The organism is Amycolatopsis sp. NPDC114478, assembly GCF_055633805.1.
In genome coordinates this window covers 16507-42929 of the sequence record NZ_JBVKDO010000007.1, presented here as the reverse complement: position 1 = coordinate 42929, position 26423 = coordinate 16507, and the positions used below count along the sequence as shown (strand labels likewise).

The following is a 26423-nucleotide window of genomic DNA, read 5'->3' as shown; positions in this document are numbered from 1 at the left end:
CTTCGTTCGCGGTCACGACGGGGACGAGACCGCGTCGGAAGACGTGACAGCGGGCGCGGTGACGCAGGCCACCAGCATGAGCACGGCCGCGGCGGCGAACACGACGGTGAGCCCGGCGGCGCCGAGCCCGCCGGTCGTGGCCAGCGCGAGCCAGCCGAACACCGCGGCCCCCGCCAGCCCGCCGGCCTGCCGGGCGAAGGTCAGCGACCCGAGGGTGACGCCCAGCAGGTCGCGCCGGGCCCGCGTCTGGCCCAGGACGGTGTAGGCGGACGTGCAGACCGCGAAGGCCGCGCCGATCGCGAACAGGCCCGGCGCGAGGAGCCACGGACTGCCGCCCAGCGCGGCCGCGACGGCGATACCGGCGAGCCCGGCCGTGCCGAGGACGCAGCCGAGCCGGCCCCACGCGGGCATGTCCGGGTGCCGGCGGGCCAGCGCCGCGAAGGAGGCGGACAGCACGAGCTGCCCGGCGGTCATCGCGACCAGCAGCAACCCCGTCCCGGCCGCGTCCGCGCCCAACGCCGCGACGAGCGCGACGTAGGTGAAGGTGCCGTAGAGCGCGGCGCCGGCCAGTCCGTTGACCACCACCGCGCGCGCCAGGACGGCGTCAGCGAACACCTTCGGCGAGATCAGCGGGCTCTTCGCCCGGCGCTGCCGGCGCACGAACAGGAACCCCGTCACCACCGCGGTGCCGGCCAGCACCGGCGTCCACAGTGGACTGTGCGCGAGCGCGTCGACGGTCCCGAGCGCGACGACCGCCGATCCGGCGGCCACGAGCAGGAGGCTGCTCCCGACGTCGAACTTCTCCTGGGTACGACGGGGTTTCGCGGGCAGGCCGCGCAGGCCCAGCACCAGCGCGGGTACGCACAGCGGCAGGTTGACCAGGAAGATCCACCGCCAGCCCGGCCCCGCGGCGAGCACCCCGCCCAGCGGCGGCCCGCCGAGGGTGGCGGCCGCGAACACCGCCGTCTGCCAGCCTTGGCGGCGCAGCAGCTCGTCGCGCTCGAACAGCTCGCCGAGCGCGCTCATCGCCGTGACGATCAGGCCACTGCCGCCCAGCCCCTGCAGGGCGCGTGCGGCGACCAGTGAGCCGAGGTCGGGTGCGGCGGCGCACCACGCCGAAGCCGCGGCGAACACGAGGACCGAGGCGGCGAAGGAGATCCGGCGGCCGTAGAGGTCGCCGAGCCGGCCGTGCAGCGGCGTCGCGACGGTGAGGGTGAGCAGGCCGGCGGCGGTCACGGCGACGAGCCCGGTGCGGGCGTGCAGGTCGGCGCCGATCGAGGGCAGGGCCGCGGTGACGATCAGGCCGTCGAGCTGGGCCATGGCCATGCCGAGCAGCAGGCCGGCGAACGCGAGGTTCCGATATGCGTGCATAAAGCACACGTTATAACGTGCCTTATGCACGCATCAAGCTCCGCCGGCGGCCCCGCCCTGTTCCGCCTGGTCCGGCACTGGGCACGCCAGTGGGCCCCGGACGTCGTCGAGCGCTTCGCCGCGGACGCCCCGCCGGCGTGGACGGTGCCGAACCTCTTCGTCATCCAGGCGGTCGACGGCGCGTCGGGCGGCGAGGTGACGGTCGCCGACGTGGCCCGCCAGCTGGGCATCGACCGGTCGGTGGCCAGCCGGATGGTCGCCGAAGCGGTGCGCGACGGGTTCGTCGTGCGCTCGACGTCGTCCCGGGACGCCCGCCGCGCGGTGCTGACGCTCACCGAAGCCGCGAAGGAGTTCCTCGCGGCTTCGCAGACCCACCAGCGTCAGGCGTTCGAGGCGCTGGTGGGCCACTGGGACGCGGCGGATCGCGACCGCTTCGCGGGATACCTGACGCGGCTCGCGGACGAAGTCCTCGGCTAGCTCAGGATCGCGTTCAGCGCTTCCCAGGCGCGCCAGGCTCGCGTGACGCCGAACTGGGCGTTGAACCGCAGGGCCGCGCGCACGTCTTCCGGCGACGCGCCACCGCGCAGCGCGCGCCCGACGTGGATGCGGAACGTGTCTTCCAGGGTCTGGTAGTGGACGTCGACGCTCAGGCTGACCAGGCCGCGCTCGCGTTCGCTCAGCGTGCCGGGCCCGTGCCCGGCGCGCATCCGCGACTGGAGGTCGAAGTAGCCGGTGAAGTGCGGGTCCAGCTCGTTCAGCCGCGTCCGCACCTCCTCCGGCAGCGGGCTGGGTCCGTCCGGCACCGGTTCGGGTTCCGCCAGGACCGGGTCGATGCCCAGTTCTCCTTCCAGCTCGGCGATCCGCTCGATCCCCGCCGTCGCGGCGTGGTAGCCGCAGTCGTAGGAGACGAACCGCAGCAGCTCGCGGACGTCCGAAGTGGACACTCCGCCGGCCAGCCCGGCCCGCACGTGGGCGCTGAACGCCAGGCCCAGGCTCGCCTGGCAGACGTCGGCTGTGACGCAGAGGAACGTCTTCTCCCGGTCGGTCAGCTCCGGGATCGCCCGGACGTGCTTCGCGGTGGCGCCGACCAGCCGGGCGAACGCCGGGTCGAGCGCGGCGAGCCGGTCGAGGCTCGTTTCGGTCGTGGTCAAGGTCGTGCTCCCTCAGTGTGGTGAACGTTCGTAGCGCTACAGCTGTAGTGCAATTGACGCTACACCTGTAGCGCGATGGGTGTCCAGCTACACTGGGCCGACCATGACCGGAACCCGCCGCCGTCCCAACGCCCGTGGCCAGGGCGAACTGCTGCGCGACGAGATCGTCACGGCCGCCGTGCGGATGCTCGAGGAGCTGGGCGACGACGAAGCGCTCTCACTGCGCGCCGTCGCCCGCGAGGTGTCGATCGCGGCGACGTCGGTCTACCTGCACTTCCCCGACCGCGACGCGCTGGTCCTGGCCGCCATGCAGCGCTGCCACGAAGACCTCGTCGGCACCGGCGACGCGGCCGCGGCCCGAGCGCCGGACCCGGCCGCCGCGCTCCGCGCCCGGATCCTGGCGCAGGCGGAGTGGGCGCGCGCGCACTCCGGGCTCTACAAGGTGCTGCACGAAAGCAAGGTCCACCGGCGCCACGGCATGCCGTTCAAGGAGGTCATGGTCGCCCGCACGACCGAGGCGGTCCAGGCGTGCATGGACGCGGGCCTGGCCCCGGCCGACGACGCCGCGACCGTGGCGATCGACCTACGGACCGCCGTCAACGGCATGCTCGCCCAGCGGATCAACGAGCCGGACCTGCCGTGGCCGCCGGCGGTCGAGCAGGTCGACCGGTTCCTGGTGAAGCTGGTCGGCCTGGACTTGTGATCAGCGGGGGAACCGGCTTGGGTGGGCGGGTATGAGCCTCCAGACGGTGGTCCCCCGGATGGTGGTGCGCGACCTCGTCGCCGCCGTCGCGTTCCTGCGTTCGGTGTTCGGCGCCACCGGCGAGGTCGAAAGCGGCCGTCCCGCCGAGATCCACATCGGAGACTCGCTCGTCATGGTGTCGGCCGAAGGCGAACGCGAGCTGTTCCCGGCGTTCCTGTACGTGTACGTCGCCGACGCGGACGCGACGTACCGCCGGGCCCTCGACTGCGGCGCGACGAGCCTCGAGCCACCCGCGAACACGCCGTACGGCGACCGCCGCGCGATGGTCCGCGACCCGTTCGGCAACGTCTTCCAGATCGCGCACCGGCCTGGGTGAGCGGTGCCGTACTCCGCAGGGCTTCCGGGAATGGCCGACGTGTAACGCGCCACCGGCGCCGCCGCGACTTCGGGGGTAATCCGCCTCCGAAGGAGCCCTGTGAACTCGGAATTCGGGCCGTACCGCATCGAACGGCCGATCGCGCGCGGTGGCATGGGCGAAGTGCTGCGCGCCCGCGACACCCGGCTCGACCGGGTCGTCGCGCTGAAGGTGCTGCCGCCCCACCTCGCCGCCGACGAGGAGTTCCGCGAACGCTTCCGCCGCGAAGCGCACGCGGCGGCCCGGCTGCGCGAGCCGCACATCGTGCCGATCCACGCGTTCGGGGAGATCGACGGCCGCCTCTACCTGGACATGCAGCTCGTCGACGGCGAAGACCTGGCGACGCGGCTGAACACACGCGGGCCGATGGACGCAGCCGAAGCCGTCGACGTCGTCGGCCAGATCGCCCAGGCCCTCACCGCCGCGCACGCCGAAGGCCTGGTGCACCGGGACGTCAAGCCGTCCAACATCCTTCTGTCCGGCACCGGGTTCGCCTACCTGGTGGACTTCGGGATCGCGCGGTCGCAGGAGTCGGCGACCGGTCTGACCGGCGCCGGCGCGGCCATCGGCACGCTCGACTACATGGCCCCCGAACGGTTCACCGGCGCCCGGCCCGACCAGCGCGTCGACGTCTACGCGCTGGCGTGCGTGCTGCACCAGTGCCTGACCGCCACCAAACCGTTCGCGGCGACGACCGCCGCGTCCCTCCTCCACGCTCACCTGAACCAGGCGCCACCGCGCCCGAGCCTGCTGCGCCCCGGCCTTCCCGCAGCGCTCGACGGCGTCGTGGCCCGGGGCATGGCGAAGAGCCCGGACGACCGGTACCCCACCGCCGCGGCGCTCGCGGCGGGCGCGAGAGCCGCCCTCGGCTCGTCGCGCGGCTTCGCGACACCGCCCGCGACCCAGGCCTTCACCCGGGTCGGACCGGAGGCCGCCCCGCGGCGCCGGACGGGGCTGCTGGTCGCGCTCACGATCGTCACGGTCCTCCTGCTCGGCGGCGCAGGCGCGGTGATCGCGCTGCCCGCCCTGCTGGCGCGGACCCCGGCCGGGACGCCGACGTCGGCACCGCTCGCCGCACCGGTGCCGGTGCCCGTCCGCACGACCACCCCGGCCGCGCCCTCCCCGGTCACCACGGCCGGTGCGAGCCGGCCGGCCCCGGCTGATCTCGCCGGGTTCGTCGTCCACTACTACGGGCTGATGCCGGACACCGCCGCCGGCTGGGAGCTGATCGGCCCGAACCTGCGGCTGCGGACGCGGGACAGCTACGAGAAGTTCTGGAGCAAGTTCAGCGGCGCCGAGGTCGTCGGGACGCCCGCGGTCGAGGGCAGCACGGTGACCGCGCGGATCCGGCTGCACTACCGCGACGGCCGCCCGGACACCACCGAAACGCACGTCCTCGGGCTCGCGATGCGGGACGGCGAGCTGTGCATCGACTCCGACGCGCTCGCCAAGAGCAGGTGAGCTACTCCCCCGTGCTGCCGTCGATCGACTCGCGGATGAGGTCGGCGTGGCCGTTGTGGCGGCTGTACTCCTCGATCATGTGGACCAGGATCCAGCGCAGGCTCGGCGAGGTGCCGTCCCGCCGCGTGTGCTTCGAGGACTGGGAAAGATCGCCGTTCGCCAGCGCTTCCGCGTAGCGCTCGCGGGACCGCGCGACCGCGTCCGCCCAGAGCGCGCGAAGCTGCTCCGGCGGGTCTTCGGCCGCGGAATCCCAGTCCCAGTCCGGGTTTTCGCGCCAGTCGACGGTGTTCCACGGTGGCGCCGGCTCGCGGTCGAACAGGACGCAGGAGAACCAGTAGTCCTCCACGTACGCGAGGTGCTTGAGCAGCCCGCCCAGCGTCAGCGTGGCTGGTGGGTGCGTCGCGCGCAGGCCCGCTTCGCCGAGCCCGGCGCACTTCCACGCCAGCGTGTCGCGGTGGAAGTCGAGGAAGCCGAGCAGGATCGCGGCTTCGTCGCCGTCGACGGGCGGCTCGGTCCGCCCCTGGTCGTCCACTGAGGTCACGGGCGCCGACTCTACCGAAATTATCGGACCCCTCCACTAGGTTTCCGGGCATGGCTGAATTCGTTCGACGTCGTCCCGGGGTTGCGCGAAGCGGGTCACGGCGCGCACGCGGTGACGTTGTCCGGCGTCGCCGAAAACCGCGAAGTGCCCGCTGGGCAGCGAAGGCACGTGCAGGACATTGTCGACGTCGTCTCGCGAGGCGACCTGCGGGACGTCGTGGTGGTCGGGCACAGCTACTCCGGCATCCCCGCCGAGCAGGCGGCCGAGCGGATCGGCGACCGGCTGAGGCGCGCGGTGTTCGTCGACTCGAACGTGCCCACGGAAGGGAAGTCGTTCACGTCCGCCTGGTCCGAGGCACAAGTCGCGGCGCTCACCGAGCGCGGCTTCTGGCCACCGCCGGCAGCGGAAGACTTTGCCGGCCAAGGACTTTCGGACGCCGAGCTCACGCAGCCGCTGGGCGAGCTCCCGGCGACCTACGTCAAGTGCCTGCTCGACGCCGCGAAGGCGTGATCACGGCGTCAGCGCGCGCACGTCCCAGACCCACACCCCGCCGACGAACTCCGCCGGCTTCCGAAGGAGGAGCTCCACAGTGGACTTCAACGCTTCCTGGTTCTGCCGCGGCCCGACCACGAGCACGTCGGCGTTCCAGGCGCGCAGGTCGGCCAGGGCCTGGGTGCGGTCGGCTTCGGTGACGTCCGCGGCCTGTCCGGTCTTCTCCACCTCGGCGAACAGGTCCGACGTCGGCAGGGGCACCGCGCCGTAGCGGCCGCGGCGGTCGGTCGGCGAGGTCGGGCCGACGAAGTAGCCCTCGGGCATCGGGTAGCCGAGGCCCGCGTCGACCTGCCAGTGCAACGGTTCCGCCTCGCCGGTGCTCGGCAGCGGGACCGGCACCAGCGAACCGCCGGGGGCGACGTACTGGCGCCAGATCCCGTCGGCGAAGAAGGGCGGCGACAGCGGGCGTTCGTGCGTCACCAGCTCCGTCGGCGCGATGGGCAGCAGCACCGCCACCACCGCGCCGATCCACACCATGCGCAGGGGGAACCGTTGCTTGCCGTCGAGGGGTTCCGGTTGCTCGGCCGCCGCCGTCCAGACGCGGTGCGTCGCGATCGCCAGGAGCGCGCCGACCGCCGGGATGCAGCCCATCGCGAGCCGGGACTCGAGCAGCGAGTCCAGCAGCGGCAGCTGCCCCAGCCACTTCCACGGGCCGGGGACGCCGGTGTCGTCGTGCGCCACCGTGATTTCGACGCCCAGCGAAAGGAGGGCCATCACGTACATCGTGATCGCCAGCGCGCGCGAAACGACGTCGCGCCACAGCCAGATCGTCAGCACCACCATGAGGACGATCAGCGGCCAGCCGAAGAACGCGTTCTCCTCGGTGCGGTTCATCGACACGTCCGCGGCCGCCTCCGGCGAGCCGGCGATCGACTGCGTCGCGAACCGGGTGAACGCCGCCGTGTCGTTGCCCGCCGAACCGTGCAGCAGCGAGTGGAAGCTCTGCGGGCCGAAGAACTGCCAGTACAACGGGAACCCGGCGACCAGCAGCGCGACGACCACGCCGACGCCGATCCCCTTGCCCAGTGGCGCCAGCATGCCGCGGATCTCCGCGCGGTGCGGGATCAGGTAGGCGATCGCGAAGACCAAGAACGTCAGCGCGAAGATCATCAGCGGTTCTTCGCCGAGCAGGATCTGCCACGCGACGAGCAGCCCGAGCCAGATGCCGTTGCGGACCGGCCGTTCGCCGTGCGCGATCTGGATCGTCTTCAGCGCGATGAACGGCAGCACGAACAGCACGACGAAGTTCGGGTGCGCGTTGCCGTGCGAGATCATCGGCGGCGCGAAGCCGCAGAAGGCGCCCCCGATCGCGGCCGCCGTCCGGTTCGGCACCAGGTGGCGGGAGAAGACCCAGTACCAGCCGGTGGCGGTGCCGGCGAGGCCGGCGGTGAGCACGATCGCCCAGGTCAGCGTCGCGCCGAAGGTGAGCGTGATCGGCGCGAGCGGGATGTTGAGGCCGAACATCGCCGCGTTCGCCGCCATGTTGACGCCGTGCGGGTAGTTCTGCAGGTCCGTGGTGAACGGGTTCTGGAAGTGCAGGACGGACTTCGCGACGACCGTCGAGTACCACTCCCACTGGCTCTGGTCGGAGGCGCCGTTCCAGAGGTAGCCGCGCTTGAGGTCGAACCAGAGCCCGTTGTAGAGCAGGATCGTGAAGAGCAGGAAGCCGCCGGCGATGGCGGAGTCCTGCCACGCCCAGCGCTTCGGGCCTTCGGGTGGTTCGGGTGCGGGCGGAACGAGTTCGGGGACGGCTTCGGACTTCAAGCTCACGGTTCGACCACCCTGGCGATGAAGTGGAGGGCCCCGGTGCCGGCGTGCCGGACCAGCAGCAGGAACGGCCGGTCGACCGTCACGGTGACCGGTTCGTCGATGATCATCGAGGTGAGGCGCATGGTGAGCGCGGTCGCCGCGGCCCCCTCGAAGCCTTGTTCGTCCACCCGCAGCACGGCCTGGTGCAGCACTTCGGACACGGTGAGCCGCGGGTCCGGGGAGAGCCCGCTCAGGTCGGCCTCGTCAGTGAACATCGTGCGGACGCCGAGCCCGCGCAGCACGCCGGTGAGCGAGCTGGGGACGTCGAGCGCGATCTTGGGCAGCGCGAGCTCGACCGCCTTGGCCTTGATCCGGCCGAGCAGGCTCGTCAAGGTGGGCTGGTCGAGGGCGGCTTCGGCGTCGGCGAGGTCGCCGTCGGGCAGCAGCACGACGGCCTGCAGCCCGCCCGCCGCGACCAGCTGCACGGCCTGCCAGCCGGCGGCGTGCGCGTAGCCGACGCGCTCGCCGAGCCACATGGTCGGCACGTCCCGCGTGCCGGACGGCGCGTGGAAGGGCGCGTCGGAGGTGTTCGCCTCGCGGAACGGCAGCTTCCAGGCGGCTTTGAGGTAGAGCGCGTTGACGAGCACGGCGGCGACGTCGCGATCGATCGACCCGGGCGGCAGCAGCTGCGGGATGAGCCCGCGCGTGGTGCGTTCGACATCGGCGTTGACCAGGGCGCGCGCGGCTTCGGGGTCTTTCTCGAAGGGCGCGCTCGAGACGGCGGCGCCGGGCCATTCGGCCAGCTCGGCCTTGAAGGAGTCTTCGAGCGGGAGCCGGTCGTCGGCCCACAGCGTGTTGGAGACGGCGAGCTCGGCCTGTTCGCCCCGGCTCTCTCCGACGAGTTCGGCGGCCTCCCGCAGGAGGGCGGTCTGTTCGCCGGGATCCCCGATCAGGGCGACGAGCTCATCCCGGGTCCGGCCCCGCGCGGCCCGCGCGGCGAGGGTCAGCGCACTGGCCACCGAGTAGGGGGAGAAACAGAGGTTCCCGCCCTCGGCACCGAGGGCCCGGTGGACGGCGAGGGCGAACCGGAGGTGGCTGTCCGTGGCCATGCGGGCGAGAGTACCGGAACGGCCGACCCCACCGGGCGGCTACGCGGAACTCCGCCCACGGGTGACAAATCCCCCACGGGTGATCGCACAGCCGGGTGCCAGAACCACCTCGATCCGGCGGATCACCGGTGGTGGCGGGTCACGTGCCACGAATGCCAAGCGTGAGCCTGCGCGTCCGTCAACGAAGCGACCTGGTCGATCACCACCCGCAGCAACCCGGCGTCATCCCGCGCCGACTCCCAGGCCGGCACGAACAGCGGGTCCAACGACTCCGGCGCCCGCCGCGCCAGGGCGTGGACCAGCTCCACCAGCAGCTCGCGCTGCCCCTCCTGCATCGCCAGCCGGCGGCGGTCGCTCATCACGTACCGCAACGCCAGCGCCTTCAGCAGCGCCACCTCCGCCGCCACCTGGTCCGGGACGCACAGCCGCGCCCGGTACCGGCCCAGCGGCCCCTCGCCGAACTCCGCGCGCGTTCCCGTGACCGCCGCCGTCGTGAAGCGGCCGACCAGCTCGCTCGTCAGCCTCTTCAGCGCCACCTGCGCGCCCGGTGAACCGTCCGGTTCCGCCGATGCCAGCTCCGCCACCACCGGCAACGCCAGCAGTTCCGCCGCCGCATCCTCCAAAGTGGACACCGACTGCGCCGAGAAGTGCTTCGCCGCCGCCTCGGCGACGGCCGCGCGCTCGTCCGGGTGGGCCAGCACGCGCAGCTTGATCCGGCCGGCCAGCACCCCGTCCTCGACGTCGTGCACCGAGTACGCGACGTCGTCCGCCCAGTCCATGATCTGGGCTTCCAGGCACGTCTGCTCCGCCGGCGCCCCGGAACGGAACCACGTGAACACCGGGACGTCGTCGGCGTACACGCCGTACTTCGCCTGCCCCGGCTTGCGCGGCCACGGGTACTTCGTGGTCGCGTCCAGGCACGCGCGCGTCAGGTTGAGCCCGACCGGGTCACCCTCGGCGGACAACAGCTTGGGCTCCAGCCGCGTGAGGATCCGCAGCGTCTGCGCGTTGCCTTCGAAGCCGCCGCACGCGGCCGCCACCTCGTCGAGCGCGCGCTCGCCGTTGTGCCCGAACGGCGGGTGCCCGATGTCGTGCGCCAGCCCGGCCGTGTCGGCCAGGTCCGGGTCCGCGCCCAGCTCGTCGGCGATGCCGCGGCCGATCTGCGCGACCTCCAGGGAGTGCGTCAGCCGCGTGCGCGGGACGCCGGTGACCTCGGCGCCCTCCCCCGGCCCGACCACCTGGGTCTTGCCGGCGAGCCGCCGCAGCGCCGCGGAGTGCAGCACGCGGGCCCGGTCGCGCGAGAACGCGCTGCGCCCGTCCGCCCGCGTGCCGGGCAGCGCCGCGCCCTTCGCCGGCTCCGGCAGCAGGCGGGCGGTGTCGTGCTCGGTGTAATCCACCCGACCAGCCTAAACGGCGGGTCCGACAAAAAACTCAGCCCAGGAACGTGGCGAAGAGGTCGTCGGCCGGGGTCTTCGTCAGCCGGTAGTAGAGCAGCGCGCCCGTCTCGCGGACGATGTAGCGGACCTGCGTGACGCGCTCCTGCACGATCGGCCCGCTGTGCGTCGGCGCGGTCCAGGCGTCCAGGCCCAGGTCGTCGGCCATCGTGCGGGCCCGGAACGAGTGCCACGGGTCGCTGACCAGCACCGCCGTGTGCCAGCCGCGCCCCTGCACCTGCTCCGCGACCGCCCGGAGGCTGCGCAGCGTGTCGCTGCCCTCGCCGACCGCCAGGGTCGCGGTGGACGGCACCCCGTGCCGGGTCAGCCAGAGCTGGCCGGCCCGCGCCTCCGTGAAGTTGTCCTCGGCCTTCTTGCCGCCCGCGGTGACGATCGTCTTCGCGACGCCCGCGTCGTAGAGCTGCTTCGCCTTGACCAGCCGCGCCGCGTAAATGTCCGACGGCTTGCCGTTGTACTGCGCCGCGCCCAGTACCACGATGACGTCGGCGGGCGTCCGGTCGTTGTCGCGCGCGACCTGCCAGACGCGGAACGCCGTGCCGCCGACCAGCGCGAGCAGCATCAGGACGGTGCCGAACGCGATCCGGCGCGCCCAGCTCGCGAACGTCGGTTTCGTGCGTTCAGCGGTACCCACCCGGCCCATCTTGTCAGAACGCCGCGCGCCGCTCAGAGCCAGCCGCGCTCCTCCGCGACGCGGACGGCTTCGGCCCGGGTGCGAGCGCCGGTCTTGCCGATCGCGGCGGACAGGTGGTTGCGCACGGTCCCTTCGGACAGGTGCACCGCGCGCGCGATGTCGGCCACCGTGCTGCCGTCTTCGGCTTCCCGCAACACGTCCCGCTCGCGCGCGGTGAGCGGGCTGGCGCCGGTGGCCAGCGACTCGGCGGCCAGCGCCGGGTCCACCACCCGGAGTCCACTGTGGACTCGCCGGACCGCCTCGACGAGCTGCTCGGGCGGGGCGTCCTTGACGACGAACCCGGCCGCGCCGGCCGCCATCGCGCGGGCCAGGTAGCCGGGACGGCCGAACGTCGTGCAGATGATCACCCGGCACGACGGGAGCGCGGCCCGCAGGTCGGCGGCCGCTTCGAGGCCGTCCTTGCCCGGCATCTGCACGTCCAGCAGCGCGACGTCGGGCTTGGCCTCGCGCGCGGCGGCCACCACCTCGTCACCCGAGCCGACCTGCCCGACCACTTCGATGTCGTTCTCGAGGCCGAGCACGGTGGCCAGCGCACCGCGCACCATGGCCTGGTCGTCGGCCAGCAACACCCGGATCAAGCGAGTCCTCCCGCGGGTTCGGCGCGCACGGCCGGGGCCGCCGCGCGGGGTTCCGGAAGCGGGACCTCGGCCCGCACCAGCAATCCTCCCCCGGGCCGGGCCGACGCCCGCAGGGTCCCCCCGACCGCGTCGAGCCGCTCGGTGAGCCCGCGCAGGCCGTTGCCCGGGACGACCCCGGTGGCCGTGCCGTCGTCCTCGACCTCCAGCCAGGTGTCCCCCAGCCTCACCTTGACCAGCTTGGCGCCGGAGTGGCGCAGCACGTTCGTCACGGCTTCGCGCAGCACGTACCCGAAGGTCGTCTGGAACTCCGGGCGGACGTTGTCGACGGCGTGCGGCAGGTCCGCGTCGATCTCCGCGGCCCGCAGCGCCGCCCGGGCCCCGGCCAGCTCCGCCGACAGCGACACCTGGCGGTACTCCGACACGGTCGCGCGGACGTCGGACAGCGCGCTGCGGGTGAGACTCTCCACCTCGCGGATCTCCTCGACCGCGCGCGGGATGTCGCCGGCGCTCTCCAGCACCCGCCGGGCCAGCCCCGCCTTGACGGTGATCGTGGTGAGGCTGTGCCCGAGCAGGTCGTGCAGGTCGCGGGCGACGCGCTGGCGTTCGTTCGTCACGGCGAGCGTGGCGATCTCCTTGTTGGCCACCTCCAGGCGCCGGACCGCGCGGATGAGGTTGGCCATGAAGAACATCGCCAGCGTCACCGAGCCGACGGTGATCAGGTCGCCGTAGTCGTCCAGGAACTTCCCCTCGGCCACCAGCAGCAGCGCCCCGATCAGCAGCGTCGCGAGGTCGATGATCACCGCCCACGCGGCCGGGGTCAGGAAGACCATCACCGCCGTGCCGTAGAGCAGGATGAACGGGCTCGCCGAGGTCGCCGCGACCACGCCGAGCCCCAGCAGGTTCATCCCGGCGCCGAAGCCCAGCTTCACCCGCAGCGTCCGGCGGAAGACGAACGGGAACAGCAGGTAGCACAGCGCGTAGACGTAGACCAGTACGCCGGTGAGCACCACTCCGGCGTCGACCTCGGGCCGCGCGGCCAGCGACCTCGTGACCGGGATGAGGAACGGCAGCAGGAAGAACACGCCCATGATCGGCCAGCGCACCCGGTCGGGGCCGTTGTTCTCCGGATCGGGCAGCGGGTCGGCCCACCACGCTTCCCTGTTGTTCAGCCCGAACGCGTGCCTCTCGGACTTCGCCATCGCCGTTCCTCGCCCTTCTCCGGCCCTCAAACGCGGGCGCTATCCTTACGGTAACGCCTGATCACCAGCGCTCCCAGCACGACCGTCCACGCCGCGAGCACGCCGGCGGCCGTCGGCAGCGAGACCACCATGTCGCTGGTCACGGCCGGCCGCGCGACCTGCAGCACCCAGTACGTCGGCATGATCTGCGCGAGGTCGTGCATCCAGCCGGGCATCGTCTCCAGCGGGATCCACAGACCGCCGAGGAAGCCCATGCCGAGCGTGACGATCATGCTGATCGGCTGCATCGAGTCCGGCGTGCCGAACTGCCCGATCAGCAGGCCGAGCAGCACCAGCGGGAGCGTGCCGAGGAAGATCCCGACGAGGATCCGGACCCAGCCGGCGGCGTCCAGGTGCACGCCCTCGACCGTCACGGCCAGCAGGGGCACGAGCACCAGCGCGGGCAGCCCGACGAGCATGCCCGAGAGCCCCTTGCCGCCGAGGTAGCCGAACCCGGTCAGCGGGGTCAGCCGCAGCTGCCGCTGCCAGCCCAGCGCCCGCTCCAGGGCGAGCCGGCCGCCGCTGGTGTTGGCCGCGGCGAACGTCCCGAAGGTCATCATGTTGATCATCACGATCGCCGCGAACTGGGCGTGCTGCGGGTCGCTCGCCTTGACGAAGACGCTGGCCTGCAAGAGGAACATCAGCACCGGGAACGCGATGACGAAGACCAGGAACCGCGGCGCCCGGAAGTTCCGGCGGATCTCGGTGAACAGGTAGGTGGCGTTCATCGCACGGACTCCGGGGTCTCGTCGGCGGTCAGGGACAGGAAGGCGCCTTCGAGGCCGACGGCGCTGATCTCGACGTCGCGCAGGGCCGGCACCGCGGCCTTTAGCGCCCACAGCGTGGCGTCGGAGTCGCCGGTGGAGATCGCGACGCGGTCGCCGCGCAGCTCGAACTCCTTGACGCCCGGCAGGGCGGCGATGACCGTGTCGGTGGCGCCCGGGACGGCGGCGCGCAGCGTGCGCCCGCCGGCCAGCGCGCGGACCTCGGCGACGCTCCCGTCGGCGACGACCCGGCCGCGGCGCATCAGCACCACCCGGTCGGCGAACTCCTCGGCCTCTTCGAGGTAGTGCGTGGCGAACAGGACGGTGCGGCCGGACTCGGTGAACGCGTACATCGACTGCCAGAACTCGCGCCGGGTGCCGACGTCCATCGCGGCGGTCGGCTCGTCGAGGATCAGCAGGTCGGGGTCGCTGACCAGGGCGACGGCGAAGCGCACGCGCTGCTTCTGGCCCCCGGACAGCTTGTTCGCGCGGCGGCCGGCCAGCTCCTCGATCCCGGCGGCGCGCAGCGCCTCGGCGACCGGCAGGGGCTTGCGGTGCAGCGCCGCGACCATGCCGACGGTCTCCCCGACGGTCAGGTCGTCCATCAGGGCGCCGCCCTGCAGCATCGCGCCGATCAGGCCGGCGCGGACCGCGTCGATCGGCTTGCGCCCGAACACGCGCACATCGCCGCTGCCGGGCCTGGTCAGGCCGAGGATCATGTCGACGGTGGTGGACTTGCCGGCGCCGTTCGGGCCGAGCAGGGCGACCACCTCGCCCGGGGCGATCGTGAGGTCGACGCCGTCGACCGCGGGCACGTCGCCGTAGTGCTTGCGCAGGCCGGTGAGGTGGACCGCGGCCCCCGCCGCCACCGCCTGGGTGTCTGTTTCTCGCATGCCCCCAGGCTGCCGCCCGGGCGGCCCGGGTCCCCAGACCGTGCGTCACGACCTGGCCGTGACAGGTGTCAGGGGTACCCGGGCCTCGGGCGAATCAGCAGCCGATCAGGCGCCCAGCGAGGTACGCCTCCAGCTTGTCGATCGCGACGCGCTCCTGCGCCATGGTGTCGCGGTCGCGGACCGTCACGGCGTTGTCCTCGAGGCTGTCGAAGTCGACCGTCACGCAGTACGGCGTGCCGATCTCCTCGTGCCGGCGGTAGCGCTTGCCGATCGAGCCGGCGTCGTCGAAGTCGACGTTCCAGTGCTTGCGCAGCAGCTCGGCGACGGCCTTCGCCTTCGGCGTGAGGTCGGCGTTGCGCGACAGCGGCAGCACCGCGGCCTTGAACGGCGCCAGCCGCGGGTCGAGCTTCAGCACGACGCGCTTGTCGGTGCCGCCCTTGGCGTTCGGCACCTCTTCCTCGTAGTAGGCGTCGATCAGGAACGCCATCATCGACCGGCCGACACCGGCCGCCGGCTCGATGACGAACGGGCGGTACCGCTGCTTCGACGTCGGGTCGAAGTACGACAGGTCCTGACCCGAGTGGTTCGAGTGCGTCGTCAAGTCGAAGTCGGTGCGGTTGGCAATGCCCTCGAGCTCACCCCACTCCTGGCCCGCGTTGAACGCGAAGCGGTACTCGATGTCGACGGTGCGCTTCGCGTAGTGCGAGAGCTTTTCCTTCGGGTGCTCGAAGTGGCGCAGGTTCTCGGCCTTGATGCCGAGGTCGGTGTACCACTTCGTGCGCTCGTCGATCCAGTACTGGTGCCAGCTCTCGTCCTCGCCCGGCTCGACGAAGAACTCCATCTCCATCTGCTCGAACTCGCGCGTCCGGAAGATGAAGTTGCCCGGCGTGATCTCGTTGCGGAACGACTTGCCGATCTGGCCGATGCCGAACGGCGGCTTCATCCGCGACGTCGTCTGGACGTTCGAGAAGTTGACGAAGATGCCCTGCGCGGTCTCCGGGCGGAGGTAGTGCAGGCCCTCTTCGGACTCCACCGGGCCGAGGTAGGTCTTCAGCATCATGTTGAAGTCCCGCGGCGCGGTGTACTCGCCGCGCGTGCCGCAGTTCGGGCACGGCACGTCGGACAGGTCGTTCTCGGAGGTCTGCTTGCCGCTGCGCGCCTCGTACTCTTCGGCGAGCTGGTCGGCGCGGAACCGCTTGTGGCACGAAAGGCACTCGACCAGCGGGTCGGTGAACACGTTGACGTGCCCCGAAGCCACCCACACCTGGCGCGGCAGGATGACCGAGGAGTCGAGGCCGACGACGTCGTCACGGCCCTGGACCACGGTCTTCCACCACTGGCGCTTGATGTTGTCCTTGAGTTCGACCCCGAGCGGTCCGTAGTCCCACGCCGAGCGGGTACCGCCGTAGATCTCCCCGCTCGGGAAGACGAAACCACGGCGCTTGCACAGGCTGACTACGGTATCGATGGTGTTCGTGGGCACTCCACGCTCCGGAAGCATGCGGGGACGGATATCGGACTGGAACGTCCAGGGTATCCGCCGGGGCCGAGCCCTTTTCGCGCAGGCTAGGGCCGGGTCACCAGCGACGCCGTCACGACCCGGTTGTCCTCGTAGCCCTCGCTGCCGCCGACGTACTCGCCACCGCAGGTGACGAGGAGCAGCTTGTGCGGGCCGTCGGGGTCGAACAGCTGCTCCGAGCGCCCGGCGAGCTCCGACTTGTGGATGGTCTCGGTCGCGTCGACGCGATAGACCCACGCCCCGCCGGCGGCGTCGGTCAGTTTGACCTCCTGGCCCTGCTTGACCTGCCAAAGCTCGTTGAACGGGCCCTTCTTGCCCTTCCAGTTGACGTGCCCGGAGAGGAGGGCGACGCCGTGGTCGGCACCGAGCTTCGCCCCCCACCAGGCGGCTTCGTCGAGGCCTTCGGGGATCTTGAGCGCGCCGGCGGCGTCGAGGTCTTCCTGGACGAGCTTCGCGGTGCCGCCGCCGGGGAGGACGAGGTTCGCGGGTGCCCGGCTGGTGTCCTGCTGGGGCTGGATCGCGGCCGCGGTCGGCGTCGCGGTGCCGTTCGCACCGGCGGGTTCATCCTTTCCGGTGAAGATGAGCAGGGTGGCGACGAGCGCCGCGACCACGAAGGCGCCGGCGACCCCGACGATCCACCAGCGGCCGGAGCCGTTCTTCTCCGCCGGGTTCCGCTCCTGCATGCGCGTGCGCTCCTTCGCTGGTCGTGCCGTTGCGAAGGTTCACATGCGGTGGCGGGCGCGGGAGGTTGCACCGGACCCGGGTCAGCCCGTCGGGCGCGTCACCAGCTGGGCCGTGACCAGGCGGTTCTCGTCGTAGCCCTCGGTGCCGCCCACGTAGTCGCCGCCGCAGGTGACCAGGACCAGCCGGTGCGGGCCGTCCTGCCCGAACCACTTCGCGGCCTGCTCCGGCAGCGTCTCCTTCGGCAGCGTCACCACGTCGTCGACCCGGTACACCCAGCGGCCGCCGCGGGCGTCGACCACGCTGACCTCGTCGCCGTCGCGCATGCGCCACAGCTCGTCGAACGGGCCGCGCTGCCCCTCCCAGTTCACGTGCCCGGACAGCAGCGCCGTCCCCTGGGCCGCGCCCAGCTTCGCGCCCCACCAGGCCGCGTCGCCGAGGCCGCGCGGGATCGGCAGCACGCCGCGGTCGGTCAGCTCCGTGCGGACCAGGCGGGCGGTCGCGCCGTCCGGGAGCCGGACCGTGCCCGGGCGCTGCTGCGCGGCGGACTCGCTGTCCGCGGGCAGCACCGCCGGGGCCGCGTTCTCCCCCGGCAGCGAGCCGGGTGGCGGGGCGGCGGGCTGCGTGGCCGTGGGCGGCAACCAGGTCAGCACGACGACCCCGGCCGCGAACGCGGCCACGGCCAGCGCCCCCGAGACGGCGGCCAGCCCGGTGCGCAGCACCTAGTCCGTCCCGGTCTTGCGCCGCCTGCCGAGCAGCAGCGCGACGGCCGCGAAGAACACCCCGCCGAAGAGCAGGCCGATGCCGAGCGGGATGCGCGAGCCGTCGCCGCCGGTGTCGGGCGCGGCGGCGCCGAGGTAGCCGGCCGGGACCTGCGTCGGCACCGGGGCCTGCGTCGCACCCGTGCCGCCGCCGGTACTGCCCGCGGCCTTCGCGACGAAGCCCTTCGGCACCGAACAGCTGACGCCGCCGAGCACGATGTTCGTCTGCACGTCCTGCAGCGCGGCGCCCGCCGCGTCCTTGACGTGCGTCGTGATCTCGACGCGCCAGCCGGCAACGGCGGTGTAGTCGCCCCCGCGCCAGCCGTCCTGGCGGATCAGCTGGTCGAACGCGGCGACGCGGGTCAGCTTGAGGTCGGAGACGGTCGTGTCCTTGCCGGCGTTCGCGATGTCGCCGGGCGGGCCGAGCCGCAGGTTCTTCAGCTCGAGGCCCGCGTTGCCGCCGGGCATCGGGACGATGCCGAGCCCGCCGCCCTGGCGCACCCACAGCCGGTTCACCGCCGACGTGCCGGTGAGCTTGCCCGGCGAGGTGCAGTCCACCGACGTCTTCGCGCCTTCGAGCACGAGCACGGTGTCGTCGGCCGGCTTCGCCCCGCCCTGCCAGGTGTCGCGCAGCGCGTAGTTCGTCTCGGCGACGGCGGTGGGCACGGTGGTCGCCTGCAGCGCGGCGACGACGTTGTGGTCCCGGCTCGCGATGCCCGCCGGGTAGGGGTTGCCGTTGGTGTAGCGGCCGAGGTCGATCTGGTAGTGCCCGCCGAAGGTGGCGCGCTCGCCGTCGTCCTTGGGCACCGTGACCCGGTCGGTGCCGAGCTTGGACTGGCCGGGCAGCAGCGGGGAGCGCTGGGTCTCGGTGATCAGGGCGCCGCCGCGCTGGCCCTCGCCGCCGATCCGGACCGACGCGATGTTCGCGAACGAGACCGGCCCCGTCTTTTCGTCGACGGCCTGGCTCTGCGCCCCGGCGACCCCGGTGGCGGCCAGCGGGAAGAGGACGGCCGTCAGGACGGCTGCTTTCGTCACGAAACGGGTCATGTCTCCCCACTGCATCTGTTCGGGCGGGTCGCCAGCGTACGAGAAGCGACGAAACGCTCCGCGACAACCTTGCACCGTCGGCCACGACATGCGAAGCCGAAGAGGCAATATCCCACGAACTCACCCGAATGGGTTAGTACAACCGGCCGTAGTCCGCAGGCGAGGTGACGGAACGGGAGCCCGTCCGGGGGAACACTAGGATGGGCCGAGCCGTTATCGGCAATGACTACGGAATTCATGTCGCGGCGACGAGGGTGGAGGCGGGTATGGCGACGGTGACCGGGGGCGGCGCCCAGCCGGGGCTCGCGGAGTGCGATCCGGCGGCGGCCGCGGCACCGGCGCACCCGCCGGCGTCGGTCCTGACGGACGCGGGCGACCTGCTGCGCGCATTGGCAGCGCCGGTCCGGATCGCGATCGTGCTGCAGCTGCGCGCGGCCGACCGCTGCGTGCACGAGCTGGTGGACGCCCTCGACGTCGCGCAGCCGCTGATCAGCCAGCACCTGCGGGTGCTGAAGACGGCCGGGGTAGTCCAGGGCGAGCGTCGCGGCCGCGAGGTCGTCTACCGGCTCGCCGACGACCACCTGGCGCACATCGTCGTCGACGCCGTCGCGCACGTGCAGGAAGGAAAGTGATGAACGCCGCCGCACCGCGCAGCCAGGCCCCGGTGCCCGGGCGCCGGTCGACCCGCCAGCGGGCGGCCGTCGTCGAGCTGCTGAGCAAGGTCAACGACTTCCGGTCGGCCCAGGAACTGCACGACGAGCTGCGCAAACGCGGCGACGGCATCGGCCTGACGACGGTGTACCGCACGCTGCAGTCGCTGTCGGAGGCCGGCGAGATCGACGTGCTGCGCACGGACTCGGGCGAGGCGATCTACCGCCGCTGCTCGGCGCACCACCACCATCACCTGGTGTGCCGCCTGTGCGGCCGCACGGTGGAGGTCGAGGGGCCGGCGGTGGAGCGCTGGGCGGAGAAGATCGCGGCGGAGCACGGGTTTTCGCAGATCTCGCACACGGTGGAGATCACCGGCACCTGCGCGGAGCACTAGTACTCGTACGGGTCTTTCGGCGCGGGGACGGTCGAGATCGACGCCGGCGTGAATTCCGGCGTGTAGCTGTTGTTCTTGGTGGCCGTGCCGGGGACGACCTGGCCCGTCACCTGGATCCAGGCGTCGCTGGCCAGGTGGTCGGCCGCGCCGCCGCGGAGATGGACCGTCACCGGGAACGCGTCGGCCGCGCAGCAGCTGATCACCAGGCGGGCCAGCAGGGTGGTGCCGCCGGTGTGCACGACGAAGCCGGTCAGCGAGATGGTGCGGCCGTCGAGGGTGCCGGAGGCGTCCCAGCCCGCGCGGCTGACGAACTCGTTGACGCTCAGCGGCACGACGGCCCCGCCGGGCAGGGGCGGGAAGGCGGCGGCGTTGGCGGCGGCCGCGCTCGCCGGAACCCGTGCCTCGGTGCGGATGACCGAGTCCGCGCCCAGGGCGGGCGGTGCGACGAGGAAGACCGCCAGGACTGGCACCAGAAGGAGCCAGGCGGGCCGCGCGGAGTGGGAGTGGCCCGCGTGGTCGATACCGGCCGAAGCGAGTCCGCTGTGGTCAAGGCCGGCCGGGTCGAGGCCAGCAGGGTCATGGCCGCCGTGGTCAAGGCCAGCTGGGTCGTGGCCGCTGTGGCTGTGGCCAGCCGAGTCGAGCCCGCCGTGGTCGACGGCCGCGCCCGGCTGTGCTCCCGCCGCCGCTTTTGCCCGCGCCGCAAGCAAGTCGCGCGCGATCGCCACCGCGCCGAGCAGGACCATCACCGCCCCTCCCGCGATGATCCACGGCTGCTGCGCCGGCTTCACGTACCGCAGGTAGTCGCCGTTGACCGCGATCTTCACCAGCGCCCCGCCCAGCAGCACCAGCAGGATGTTCTGCGTCTCGCGCTTCACGCCAGCCCCACCACCAGTCCGGTCACCACGGCGCACGCCGCCGCCACCACGAACGTCACCGGCGCGAACCGGACCGCGAACGACCTGCCGAACGTCCCCGCCTGCAACGCGAACAGCTTCACGTCCACCGCCGGCCCCACCACCAGGAACACCAGCTTCGGCAGCAGCGGCAACGCCGTCAGCGAAGCCGCCACGAACGCGTCCGCCTCGCTGCACAGCGCCAGGACCACCGCCAGCACCGCCATCACCACGATGCCCAGCACCAGCTGGTCACCCAGCACCCCGAACCAGCGGGCCGGCACCAGCACGTTCAGCGCCGACGAGATCAGCGCCCCCAGCACCAGGAAGCCGCCCGCTTCGACCAGGTCCGTGCGGGCCGTCTCGGCGAACACCCGCCATCGCTGCCCGCCCGCCACGTCGGGCAACCGCCGCAACGCGCGGGCCGTGATCCACTCCAGCTTGCCCCAGCGGGCCCACAGCCAGCCCATCACCATCGCCGTCGCCAGCGAGCCCGCGAAGCGCGCCAGCACCATCTCCGGCTTGCCCGGGAACGCCACCGCCGTCGCCACCAGCACCACCGGGTTCACCGCCGGTGCCGCCAGCAGGAACGTCAACGCCGCCGCCGGGGCCACGCCCTGGCCCATCAGCCGGCGCGCCACCGGCACCGAAGCGCATTCACACCCCGGCAGCGCGACGCCGGCCAGGCCCGCCACGCCGACCGCCGCCCCGGCCCGCCGCGGCAGCACCTTCTCCAGCACCCGGGCCGGCACGAACGCGGCGATGGCGCCGCTGATCAGCACGCCCAGTACCAGGAACGGCAGCGCCTGCACGCAGACGGCGACGAACACGGTCGAGCCGGTGCGCAGCGCGGGCACGTCGAAGGCCTGCTGCAGCCAGCCCTGGGCGAGGATCGCGACCAGCAGGATCGCGCACAGCACCTCGACCGAGCTGATGCGGAACCGGCGGGTGCGCCGGGCGGTATCGGAAACCGTGTTCACGACGGCGATGATGCCAGCCGGGTCCGACACCGAGAGCACCGCACTTCCGCGAACGGTCGGAAAAGGCCGGTTTCCGGCCGGAATTTACCGTTCGCGGCGGCGAAAAGCCCCGTGTGGGTTATTCGCCGGGCACGATCCCCGGCAGATCGGTCCGCAGCTGCGACGCCGTCGACACCACCAGCATCAGCAGCGTCCCGAGCGCCGCCGCGTCCAGGCCCGCCGCCGGGAACGCGTACCGCAGCGTCACGTCGAGGCCGCCGTCCGAATGCCCGACCCCGAGCGTGCCGAAGAGCCCTTGGCCCGCCCGCTCGGCGACCGCGACCGACAGGTCCGGGCGGTCCGGCAGGTCCCAGCCGACCACGCAGGTCAGCGAGAGCACGGTGAGCCCCTCGCCGAGCCGGGTCGCCTGGATCACGCAGGGGACGTCACCGTGGGAGAACGTCAGCGCGCCGTCGTCGTCGACGCGCACCTCGAGGTACCGCTCGAGCGCGTCCTTCGCCTGCGTCAGCAGTTCCGCGGTCTCCGCCGCTTCGGTCGCGCTCACGACGAGGCCGCCTGGTCCACGGCGCCGCCGAAGCGGCGATCCCGCTTCGCGAACTCGAGGCACGCGCGCCACAGGTGCGTCCGGTCGAAGTCCGGGAACAGCGTGTCCTGGAAGACCATCTCGGCGTAGGCCGACTGCCACAGCAGGAAGTTCGACGTCCGCTGCTCGCCCGAGGGCCGCAGGAACAGGTCCACGTCCGGCATGTCCGGCTGGTACAGGTACTTGCCGATGGTCTTCTCGGTCACCTTGTCCGGGTTCAGCTTGCCGTCCGCGACGTCGCGCGCGATCCGCTGCATCGCGTCGGCCAGCTCGGCGCGGCCGCCGTAGTTGACGCACATCGTCATGTTCAGCGCCGTGTTGTGCTTGGTCTTCTCCTCGGCCGCCTGCAGCTCCTTGATCACCGACGCCCACAGCTTCGGCCGCCGCCCGGCCCACCGGATGCGCACGCCGATCGAGCCGAGGTAGTCGACCTGGCGGCGGATGGTGTCGCGGTTGAAGCCCATCAGGAACCGCACCTCTTCGGGGCTGCGCTTCCAGTTCTCCGTCGAGAACGCGTACACCGAGAGCCACTTGACGCCGATTTCGACCGCGCCGGCGGCGACGTCGATCATCACCGCTTCGCCGCGCTTGTGGCCTTCGATCCGCGGGAGGCCGCGCTGGTTGGCCCAGCGGCCGTTGCCGTCCATGACCAGCGCGACGTGCTTGGGGACCAGCTCGCGCGGGATCTCCGGTGGCTTCGCGCCGGACGGGTGCGGATCCGGGGCCCGCAGCTCGTACCGCGACGCCTTGCTCTCGCGTCCCCTGCGCAGCACTGCGAGCCTCCCTGGATGGGTGAAACCGATCAGGCCCGACCCTACTGCGTGGGTGCCCCCTGTCCTTCGGGGGTCCGGGTGGCGGAGCCCCCGGCCCGGGGCGAAGCCCCGGATGGCAGCACAGCCTCCCGGGCGCGTCGTTCGACCAGGGGAAGGGACCGGAGCTGACGCTCCAGATGCCACTGCAGGTGGGCCGCGACCAGGCCGCTCGCGTCGCGGCGGGTGCCGGGCAGGGTCGACTCCGCCATCGTCCACTCGCCGTGCAGCAGGGCCGTGAGCAGGTCCAGGACCTCGGGCGCGGGGTGCACGGACCCCGGGACGCGGCAGTCCTGGCACATCGAGCCGCCGGCGGGGACGCTGAACGCGACGTGTGGGCCCGGCAAGCCACAGCGGGCGCACTCGGTGAGGGCGGGCGCCCAGCCGGCGTAGGACATCGCGCGGAGGAAGAACGCGTCGAGCACGAGGGACGCGTCCCGCTCCCCGGCGGCGAGGGAGCGCAGCGCGCCGCAGACGAGGAGGTAGAGCTTGAGCACCGGCTCGCCCTCTTCGGCCGAGAGCCGGTCCGCGGTCTCGGCGATCGCGCTGGCCGCGGTGTAGCGCTGGTAGTCGGCGACCAGCGGCAGCTGGAACGCGTCGACGGTCTCGACCTGGGTGATGACGTCGAGGGTCCGTCCGGTGTAGAACTGCACGTCGACGTGGCCGAACGGCTCCAGCCGGGCCCCGAACCGCGACGAGGTGCGCCGCACGCCCTTCGCGACGGCGCGGACCTTGCCGTGCCGGCGCGTGAGCAGGGTGACGATCCGGTCGGCCTCACCCAGCTTGTGCGTGCGCAACACCACCCCGGTGTCGCGGTAGAGGTTCACCACCCCGACATCGTCCCACTTCGGGGTGATGCCGGGGTGGAGCGCCCCGCGGAAAAGCGAGTATCAGCAGTAGTAGCCGTAGCAGGTGCTGACGGCCACCGCCGAGGCGATGATCGCGATGATGGCGACGACGCAGCCGATGCTGCCCAGGATGGTGGAGATCAGGCAGAGCGTCTTGGTGGTGCGCGACGCCTGCTCCGCCATCATGTAGTTGCCCTGCATCTTGTACGTGCCGACCTCGTTCGACTTCATGATCGCGAAGATGCCGAGGATCAGGCCGCCCAGGAAGAGCGAGGCGATCGCCCAGCCCTTGTAGTCCTTGATGGCGTTGATGTCGCCGCCGCCGGGCATGCCGTAGCCGGGCGCGCCGAAGCCGCCGGACGGCGGCTGGCCGTACGGCGCGGGCTGGCCGTAGGGCGCGGGCATCCCGCCCGACGGCGGACCGTAACCGGGCTGCTGCGGGAAACCGCCGGACTGCGGCTGCTGGCCGTAGGGCGGCTGCTGCTGGCCGTAGGGATTGGTCATGAACTGGTACCCCAACTATTCGTGAACGTCCGCCGGGTCGCCCCGGCGGTGGTGTGAAAAGGCGTGCCTCAGTGGTGCGGCGGCTGGTCGTTCGGCGGCTGGCCGAACTGTCCCGGTGGGATCTTCCGGGTCTCCCCGGCGTCGCCCTGGCCTTCCGGACGCAGCATCTGCGTCCGCTCGGCCTGCTCGTCGAACGCGGACCCGCCGCCCCCGGCGGAATCCGGGCGGAGCATCTGGGTGCGCTCGACCTCGTCGAAGGCGGACCCGCCGCCCGGCGGCGGGGCGAGCGGCTGGCCCGGCTGCTGCCCGAAGCCGCCCGGCTGGGGCGGCTGCCCGAACCCGCCGGAAGCCGGTTGCTGCTGCGGGAAACCGCCCGGCGCGGGCTGGCCGAAGCCGCCGGACTGGGGCTGCTGCGGGAAACCACCGGCCGGCGGCTGGCCGAACTGACCGGGCTGGCCGGGCTGCTGGCCCGCCGGCGGGTAGCCGCCGGCGAAGGGCTGCTGCGCGCCGGGCTGCTGCTGCCCGAACGGGGCCTGGCCGGGCGCGGCGTCGGCCTGCACCACGACGGTGCCGAGGATCTTGTCGGAGAAGGTCTGGCTCTTGTCGTCCCAGAGCGGCCACAGGTACCCGACGTAGCAGGGAAGGCCGTCGATGATGTGGCAGAGGTCGCGCAGGAACGCGGACCCGACGCCGATCGGCTGCCCGGTCTGCTCGCCGATCAGCTTGATGCCGAGGATCCGCTTGCCCAGCGACTGACCGGTGTTGCCCTGCTGGATCCACCGGTTGTAGACGGCCCAGCCGATGCCGGCGAGCCCGCCGAGCACGTACAGGATCACGCCGACGGTCTGCGCGCCGGCGACGACGAGGACGAACGCGAGGAGGTAGACGACGATGATCGGCGCCTGGTCGATGATCAGGGCACCGGCGCGCTGGCCCCAGTTCGCGTAGTTTTGCGGTGCACCGAACGGGGTACCCGGCTGGCCGAACGGCGCCTGCTGCCCGTAGGGCTGCCCGTACGGCGGCGGCGCCTGACCGGGCTGTGGCTGTCCGAACGGTTGCTGGCCGCCGGGCTGCTGCTGCCCGAAGGACGGCTGACCGTAGGGATCGGTCATTGGGTCTCCCCCTCGCTGGTAACTCCACCGCGCACTCCGCACGGGACCACACCGGACACACGGCACTGGTCCGCGGGAGCGTACTCGGTTCACCTGCGGCCGCGCTGCCCAGGCTTCCCCTGTCCGGGTGACCCGGACGAGCCTCCGACGCAGAGCGTGGCGACGCGGTTCCCGTCCGTCCGAATCAGACGTGCAGGCTGGTGAACGGGGCGAACGGGAGGTTGCGAATGACGAACCAGACGGCGAACACGACGCCGGCGGTCAGCGGGGTCCAGCGCCAGTGCAGCCAGCTGTTCACCCAGCGGCCGCGCAGCCGCCCGACGGTCCAGGCGACCGTGCTCCACACGAAGAGGAGCACGAAGACGAGCGACACGGCGTTGTAGTGCAGGGCCGCGGGGAGGTCGCCGTGCATCAGGCTGTAGGCCATCCGCATGCCGCCGCAGCCGGGGCAGTCGATGCCGAACAGCGCCTTGGTCGGGCAGATCGGGAGCCAGCCGCCGGGGGTGGTGGGGTCGCCGATCCAGACCGCCACGCAGCACGCGCCGAGCCCGCCCGCCACGGCCATCGGGGCGCCGAGGGCACGCAGCGTCGCCTTGGCCCCGCGGGCCGGGTATCCCGTGTAGACGGTCGTCATGGCACCAGCGTCCAAGCGGAGACGCCGACGAAGGCGAACAGGGCGAACACGACGGCCAGGTAGAGCCCGATCAGCACGGCGAAGGAGATCGCCGACCACATCGCCCACTTGCGGGCCTCGTCGGCGGCCCGGTGCGCTTCCGCGTGGAAGCCCTGGAACCACAGGGAGTTGACCTGGCTCGCCTTCACGATGGAGACGATACCCAACGGCAGGCAGCACATCACCGTCGACAGGATCGCCCAGACCATGTTGTTGTCCGGCGGGGGTCCGTAGTGGGGGCCCCAGCCGTGGGGCGGGTACTGCTGGCACACCGGGATCGCCTCCTGACGCCGAGCCT

The 26423-nt window shown here is 72.2% G+C and carries 31 protein-coding genes; 7 read left to right on the top strand and 24 right to left on the bottom strand.

Annotation, left to right across the window (positions count from 1 at the left end; genetic code table 11):
- Nucleotides 1-12: 12 nt before the first annotated feature.
- Entirely contained in the window at nucleotides 13-1371 is a 1359-nt protein-coding gene (locus ACZ7OH_RS21030) for an MFS transporter (RefSeq protein WP_470282300.1), read from the bottom strand.
- A gap of 24 nt (nucleotides 1372-1395) precedes the next feature.
- Between ACZ7OH_RS21030 and ACZ7OH_RS21025 the strand changes: the two genes are divergently transcribed.
- The gene (locus tag ACZ7OH_RS21025) at nucleotides 1396-1848 is read left to right on the top strand and encodes a MarR family winged helix-turn-helix transcriptional regulator (RefSeq protein WP_470282299.1); all 453 of its coding nucleotides are present in this window, start codon (nucleotides 1396-1398) and stop codon (nucleotides 1846-1848) included.
- Here ACZ7OH_RS21025 and ACZ7OH_RS21020 read toward each other — a convergent pair.
- Nucleotides 1845-2522, bottom strand: coding sequence for a carboxymuconolactone decarboxylase family protein (locus ACZ7OH_RS21020; protein WP_470282298.1), 678 nt, complete (start codon nucleotides 2520-2522; stop codon nucleotides 1845-1847). The two genes, ACZ7OH_RS21025 and ACZ7OH_RS21020, sit on opposite strands and share 4 nt — an antisense overlap.
- A gap of 103 nt (nucleotides 2523-2625) precedes the next feature.
- Here ACZ7OH_RS21020 and ACZ7OH_RS21015 point away from each other — a divergent pair, with 103 nt between their 5' ends.
- The 3 genes from ACZ7OH_RS21015 to ACZ7OH_RS21005 all read left to right on the top strand — a co-directional run bounded on the left by ACZ7OH_RS21015 (nucleotide 2626) and on the right by ACZ7OH_RS21005 (nucleotide 5101).
- Nucleotides 2626-3225, top strand: a complete 600-nt coding sequence (locus ACZ7OH_RS21015; RefSeq protein ID WP_400904668.1) for a TetR/AcrR family transcriptional regulator — start codon at nucleotides 2626-2628, stop codon at nucleotides 3223-3225.
- 31 nt (nucleotides 3226-3256) lie between these two features.
- On the top strand, nucleotides 3257-3601 hold the full coding sequence (locus ACZ7OH_RS21010) for a VOC family protein (protein WP_470282297.1): 345 nt from the start codon (nucleotides 3257-3259) through the stop codon (nucleotides 3599-3601).
- Between the two features lie 99 nt (nucleotides 3602-3700).
- Nucleotides 3701-5101, top strand: a complete 1401-nt coding sequence (locus ACZ7OH_RS21005) for a serine/threonine-protein kinase (protein ID WP_470282296.1) — start codon at nucleotides 3701-3703, stop codon at nucleotides 5099-5101.
- Nucleotide 5102: 1 nt separating this feature from the next.
- Here the strand turns inward: ACZ7OH_RS21005 and ACZ7OH_RS21000 are convergent, their stop codons facing one another.
- Complete coding sequence (locus ACZ7OH_RS21000) at nucleotides 5103-5642, bottom strand: DinB family protein (protein WP_470282295.1); 540 nt, start codon at nucleotides 5640-5642, stop codon at nucleotides 5103-5105.
- Nucleotides 5643-5696: 54 nt separating this feature from the next.
- On the opposite strand from ACZ7OH_RS21000, the gene ACZ7OH_RS20995 reads away from it, so the two are divergent.
- Nucleotides 5697-6152, top strand: coding sequence for an alpha/beta fold hydrolase (locus ACZ7OH_RS20995; RefSeq protein WP_470282595.1), 456 nt, complete (start codon nucleotides 5697-5699; stop codon nucleotides 6150-6152).
- On the opposite strand, the gene ACZ7OH_RS20990 is transcribed toward ACZ7OH_RS20995, so the two are convergent.
- The 12 genes from ACZ7OH_RS20990 to ACZ7OH_RS20935 all read right to left on the bottom strand — a co-directional run bounded on the left by ACZ7OH_RS20990 (nucleotide 6153) and on the right by ACZ7OH_RS20935 (nucleotide 18678).
- Complete coding sequence (locus tag ACZ7OH_RS20990; protein ID WP_470282294.1) at nucleotides 6153-7964, bottom strand: glycosyl transferase; 1812 nt, start codon at nucleotides 7962-7964, stop codon at nucleotides 6153-6155.
- Nucleotides 7961-9052 carry a serpin family protein gene (locus tag ACZ7OH_RS20985; protein ID WP_470282293.1) on the bottom strand — a complete coding sequence of 364 codons (1092 nt, stop codon included), beginning with the start codon at nucleotides 9050-9052 and terminating at the stop codon, nucleotides 7961-7963. Before ACZ7OH_RS20985 ends, ACZ7OH_RS20990 begins: the two co-directional genes overlap by 4 nt.
- Nucleotides 9053-9174: 122 nt before the next feature.
- Nucleotides 9175-10449, bottom strand: a complete 1275-nt coding sequence (locus ACZ7OH_RS20980; protein ID WP_470282292.1) for a deoxyguanosinetriphosphate triphosphohydrolase — start codon at nucleotides 10447-10449, stop codon at nucleotides 9175-9177.
- 34 nt (nucleotides 10450-10483) lie between these two features.
- A complete protein-coding gene (locus ACZ7OH_RS20975; RefSeq protein WP_470282291.1) occupies nucleotides 10484-11137 on the bottom strand; it encodes a YdcF family protein in 654 nt (217 codons plus the stop codon).
- A gap of 32 nt (nucleotides 11138-11169) precedes the next feature.
- Nucleotides 11170-11775, bottom strand: a complete 606-nt coding sequence (locus tag ACZ7OH_RS20970) for a response regulator transcription factor (RefSeq protein ID WP_470282290.1) — start codon at nucleotides 11773-11775, stop codon at nucleotides 11170-11172.
- A complete protein-coding gene (locus ACZ7OH_RS20965) occupies nucleotides 11772-12974 on the bottom strand; it encodes a sensor histidine kinase (RefSeq protein ID WP_470282289.1) in 1203 nt (400 codons plus the stop codon). The genes ACZ7OH_RS20970 and ACZ7OH_RS20965 overlap by 4 nt, the downstream gene beginning before the upstream one ends.
- Nucleotides 12975-13000: 26 nt before the next feature.
- Nucleotides 13001-13741 carry an ABC transporter permease gene (locus tag ACZ7OH_RS20960; protein WP_470282288.1) on the bottom strand — a complete coding sequence of 247 codons (741 nt, stop codon included), beginning with the start codon at nucleotides 13739-13741 and terminating at the stop codon, nucleotides 13001-13003.
- Nucleotides 13738-14670 carry an ABC transporter ATP-binding protein gene (locus ACZ7OH_RS20955; RefSeq protein WP_470282287.1) on the bottom strand — a complete coding sequence of 311 codons (933 nt, stop codon included), beginning with the start codon at nucleotides 14668-14670 and terminating at the stop codon, nucleotides 13738-13740. Before ACZ7OH_RS20955 ends, ACZ7OH_RS20960 begins: the two co-directional genes overlap by 4 nt.
- Nucleotides 14671-14764: 94 nt before the next feature.
- Nucleotides 14765-16153: a glycine--tRNA ligase gene (locus ACZ7OH_RS20950; RefSeq protein WP_470282286.1), complete on the bottom strand. Its 1389-nt coding sequence runs from the start codon at nucleotides 16151-16153 to the stop codon at nucleotides 14765-14767.
- A gap of 83 nt (nucleotides 16154-16236) precedes the next feature.
- The gene (locus ACZ7OH_RS20945) at nucleotides 16237-16872 is read right to left on the bottom strand and encodes a class F sortase (protein ID WP_470282285.1); all 636 of its coding nucleotides are present in this window, start codon (nucleotides 16870-16872) and stop codon (nucleotides 16237-16239) included.
- An 81-nt stretch (nucleotides 16873-16953) separates the two neighbouring features.
- Nucleotides 16954-17592: a class F sortase gene (locus tag ACZ7OH_RS20940; RefSeq protein WP_470282284.1), complete on the bottom strand. Its 639-nt coding sequence runs from the start codon at nucleotides 17590-17592 to the stop codon at nucleotides 16954-16956.
- Nucleotides 17593-18678: a hypothetical protein gene (locus tag ACZ7OH_RS20935; protein WP_470282283.1), complete on the bottom strand. Its 1086-nt coding sequence runs from the start codon at nucleotides 18676-18678 to the stop codon at nucleotides 17593-17595.
- A 266-nt stretch (nucleotides 18679-18944) separates the two neighbouring features.
- On the opposite strand from ACZ7OH_RS20935, the gene ACZ7OH_RS20930 reads away from it, so the two are divergent.
- Both ACZ7OH_RS20930 and ACZ7OH_RS20925 read left to right on the top strand, forming a co-directional pair.
- Entirely contained in the window at nucleotides 18945-19310 is a 366-nt protein-coding gene (locus ACZ7OH_RS20930; protein WP_400904638.1) for an ArsR/SmtB family transcription factor, read from the top strand.
- Complete coding sequence (locus tag ACZ7OH_RS20925; protein ID WP_086679048.1) at nucleotides 19310-19723, top strand: Fur family transcriptional regulator; 414 nt, start codon at nucleotides 19310-19312, stop codon at nucleotides 19721-19723. Before ACZ7OH_RS20930 ends, ACZ7OH_RS20925 begins: the two co-directional genes overlap by 1 nt.
- Here ACZ7OH_RS20925 and ACZ7OH_RS20920 read toward each other — a convergent pair.
- From ACZ7OH_RS20920 to ACZ7OH_RS20880, 9 genes are all read right to left on the bottom strand, one after another.
- Complete coding sequence (locus tag ACZ7OH_RS20920) at nucleotides 19720-20598, bottom strand: TIGR03943 family putative permease subunit (protein WP_470282282.1); 879 nt, start codon at nucleotides 20596-20598, stop codon at nucleotides 19720-19722. The two genes, ACZ7OH_RS20925 and ACZ7OH_RS20920, sit on opposite strands and share 4 nt — an antisense overlap.
- Nucleotides 20595-21626 (bottom strand): permease, encoded by a 1032-nt coding sequence (locus ACZ7OH_RS20915; RefSeq protein ID WP_470282281.1) that lies wholly within the window; start codon nucleotides 21624-21626, stop codon nucleotides 20595-20597. Before ACZ7OH_RS20915 ends, ACZ7OH_RS20920 begins: the two co-directional genes overlap by 4 nt.
- A gap of 88 nt (nucleotides 21627-21714) precedes the next feature.
- Complete coding sequence (locus ACZ7OH_RS20910; RefSeq protein WP_400904632.1) at nucleotides 21715-22140, bottom strand: YbjN domain-containing protein; 426 nt, start codon at nucleotides 22138-22140, stop codon at nucleotides 21715-21717.
- On the bottom strand, nucleotides 22137-22952 hold the full coding sequence (locus tag ACZ7OH_RS20905) for an isoprenyl transferase (protein ID WP_400904631.1): 816 nt from the start codon (nucleotides 22950-22952) through the stop codon (nucleotides 22137-22139). Before ACZ7OH_RS20905 ends, ACZ7OH_RS20910 begins: the two co-directional genes overlap by 4 nt.
- A gap of 41 nt (nucleotides 22953-22993) precedes the next feature.
- On the bottom strand, nucleotides 22994-23815 hold the full coding sequence (gene recO, locus ACZ7OH_RS20900) for a DNA repair protein RecO (protein WP_470282594.1): 822 nt from the start codon (nucleotides 23813-23815) through the stop codon (nucleotides 22994-22996).
- A gap of 63 nt (nucleotides 23816-23878) precedes the next feature.
- A complete protein-coding gene (locus tag ACZ7OH_RS20895) occupies nucleotides 23879-24340 on the bottom strand; it encodes a CD225/dispanin family protein (protein WP_470282280.1) in 462 nt (153 codons plus the stop codon).
- A 68-nt stretch (nucleotides 24341-24408) separates the two neighbouring features.
- A complete protein-coding gene (locus tag ACZ7OH_RS20890; RefSeq protein WP_470282279.1) occupies nucleotides 24409-25452 on the bottom strand; it encodes an RDD family protein in 1044 nt (347 codons plus the stop codon).
- 184 nt (nucleotides 25453-25636) lie between these two features.
- Nucleotides 25637-26086 (bottom strand): DUF2752 domain-containing protein, encoded by a 450-nt coding sequence (locus ACZ7OH_RS20885; protein WP_470282278.1) that lies wholly within the window; start codon nucleotides 26084-26086, stop codon nucleotides 25637-25639.
- Nucleotides 26083-26397 (bottom strand): CD225/dispanin family protein, encoded by a 315-nt coding sequence (locus tag ACZ7OH_RS20880; protein ID WP_470282277.1) that lies wholly within the window; start codon nucleotides 26395-26397, stop codon nucleotides 26083-26085. The genes ACZ7OH_RS20885 and ACZ7OH_RS20880 overlap by 4 nt, the downstream gene beginning before the upstream one ends.
- Between the last annotated feature and the right edge of the window lie 26 nt (nucleotides 26398-26423).

Coding starts and splice junctions, on each gene's coding strand:
- ACZ7OH_RS20945 (WP_470282285.1), bottom strand. CDS start 16,872: ATGCAGGAGCGGAACCCGGCGGAGAAGAACGGCTCCGGCCGCTGGTGG.
- ACZ7OH_RS20895 (WP_470282280.1), bottom strand. CDS start 24,340: ATGACCAATCCCTACGGCCAGCAGCAGCCGCCCTACGGCCAGCAGCCG.
- ACZ7OH_RS21025 (WP_470282299.1), top strand. CDS start 1,396: ATGCACGCATCAAGCTCCGCCGGCGGCCCCGCCCTGTTCCGCCTGGTC.
- ACZ7OH_RS21015 (WP_400904668.1), top strand. CDS start 2,626: ATGACCGGAACCCGCCGCCGTCCCAACGCCCGTGGCCAGGGCGAACTG.
- ACZ7OH_RS20930 (WP_400904638.1), top strand. CDS start 18,945: ATGGCGACGGTGACCGGGGGCGGCGCCCAGCCGGGGCTCGCGGAGTGC.
- ACZ7OH_RS21010 (WP_470282297.1), top strand. CDS start 3,257: ATGAGCCTCCAGACGGTGGTCCCCCGGATGGTGGTGCGCGACCTCGTC.
- ACZ7OH_RS20955 (WP_470282287.1), bottom strand. CDS start 14,670: ATGCGAGAAACAGACACCCAGGCGGTGGCGGCGGGGGCCGCGGTCCAC.
- ACZ7OH_RS20985 (WP_470282293.1), bottom strand. CDS start 9,052: ATGGCCACGGACAGCCACCTCCGGTTCGCCCTCGCCGTCCACCGGGCC.
- ACZ7OH_RS20960 (WP_470282288.1), bottom strand. CDS start 13,741: ATGAACGCCACCTACCTGTTCACCGAGATCCGCCGGAACTTCCGGGCG.
- ACZ7OH_RS20890 (WP_470282279.1), bottom strand. CDS start 25,452: ATGACCGATCCCTACGGTCAGCCGTCCTTCGGGCAGCAGCAGCCCGGC.
- ACZ7OH_RS20885 (WP_470282278.1), bottom strand. CDS start 26,086: ATGACGACCGTCTACACGGGATACCCGGCCCGCGGGGCCAAGGCGACG.
- ACZ7OH_RS21030 (WP_470282300.1), bottom strand. CDS start 1,371: ATGCACGCATATCGGAACCTCGCGTTCGCCGGCCTGCTGCTCGGCATG.
- ACZ7OH_RS20965 (WP_470282289.1), bottom strand. CDS start 12,974: ATGGCGAAGTCCGAGAGGCACGCGTTCGGGCTGAACAACAGGGAAGCG.
- ACZ7OH_RS20925 (WP_086679048.1), top strand. CDS start 19,310: ATGAACGCCGCCGCACCGCGCAGCCAGGCCCCGGTGCCCGGGCGCCGG.
- ACZ7OH_RS20935 (WP_470282283.1), bottom strand. CDS start 18,678: ATGACCCGTTTCGTGACGAAAGCAGCCGTCCTGACGGCCGTCCTCTTC.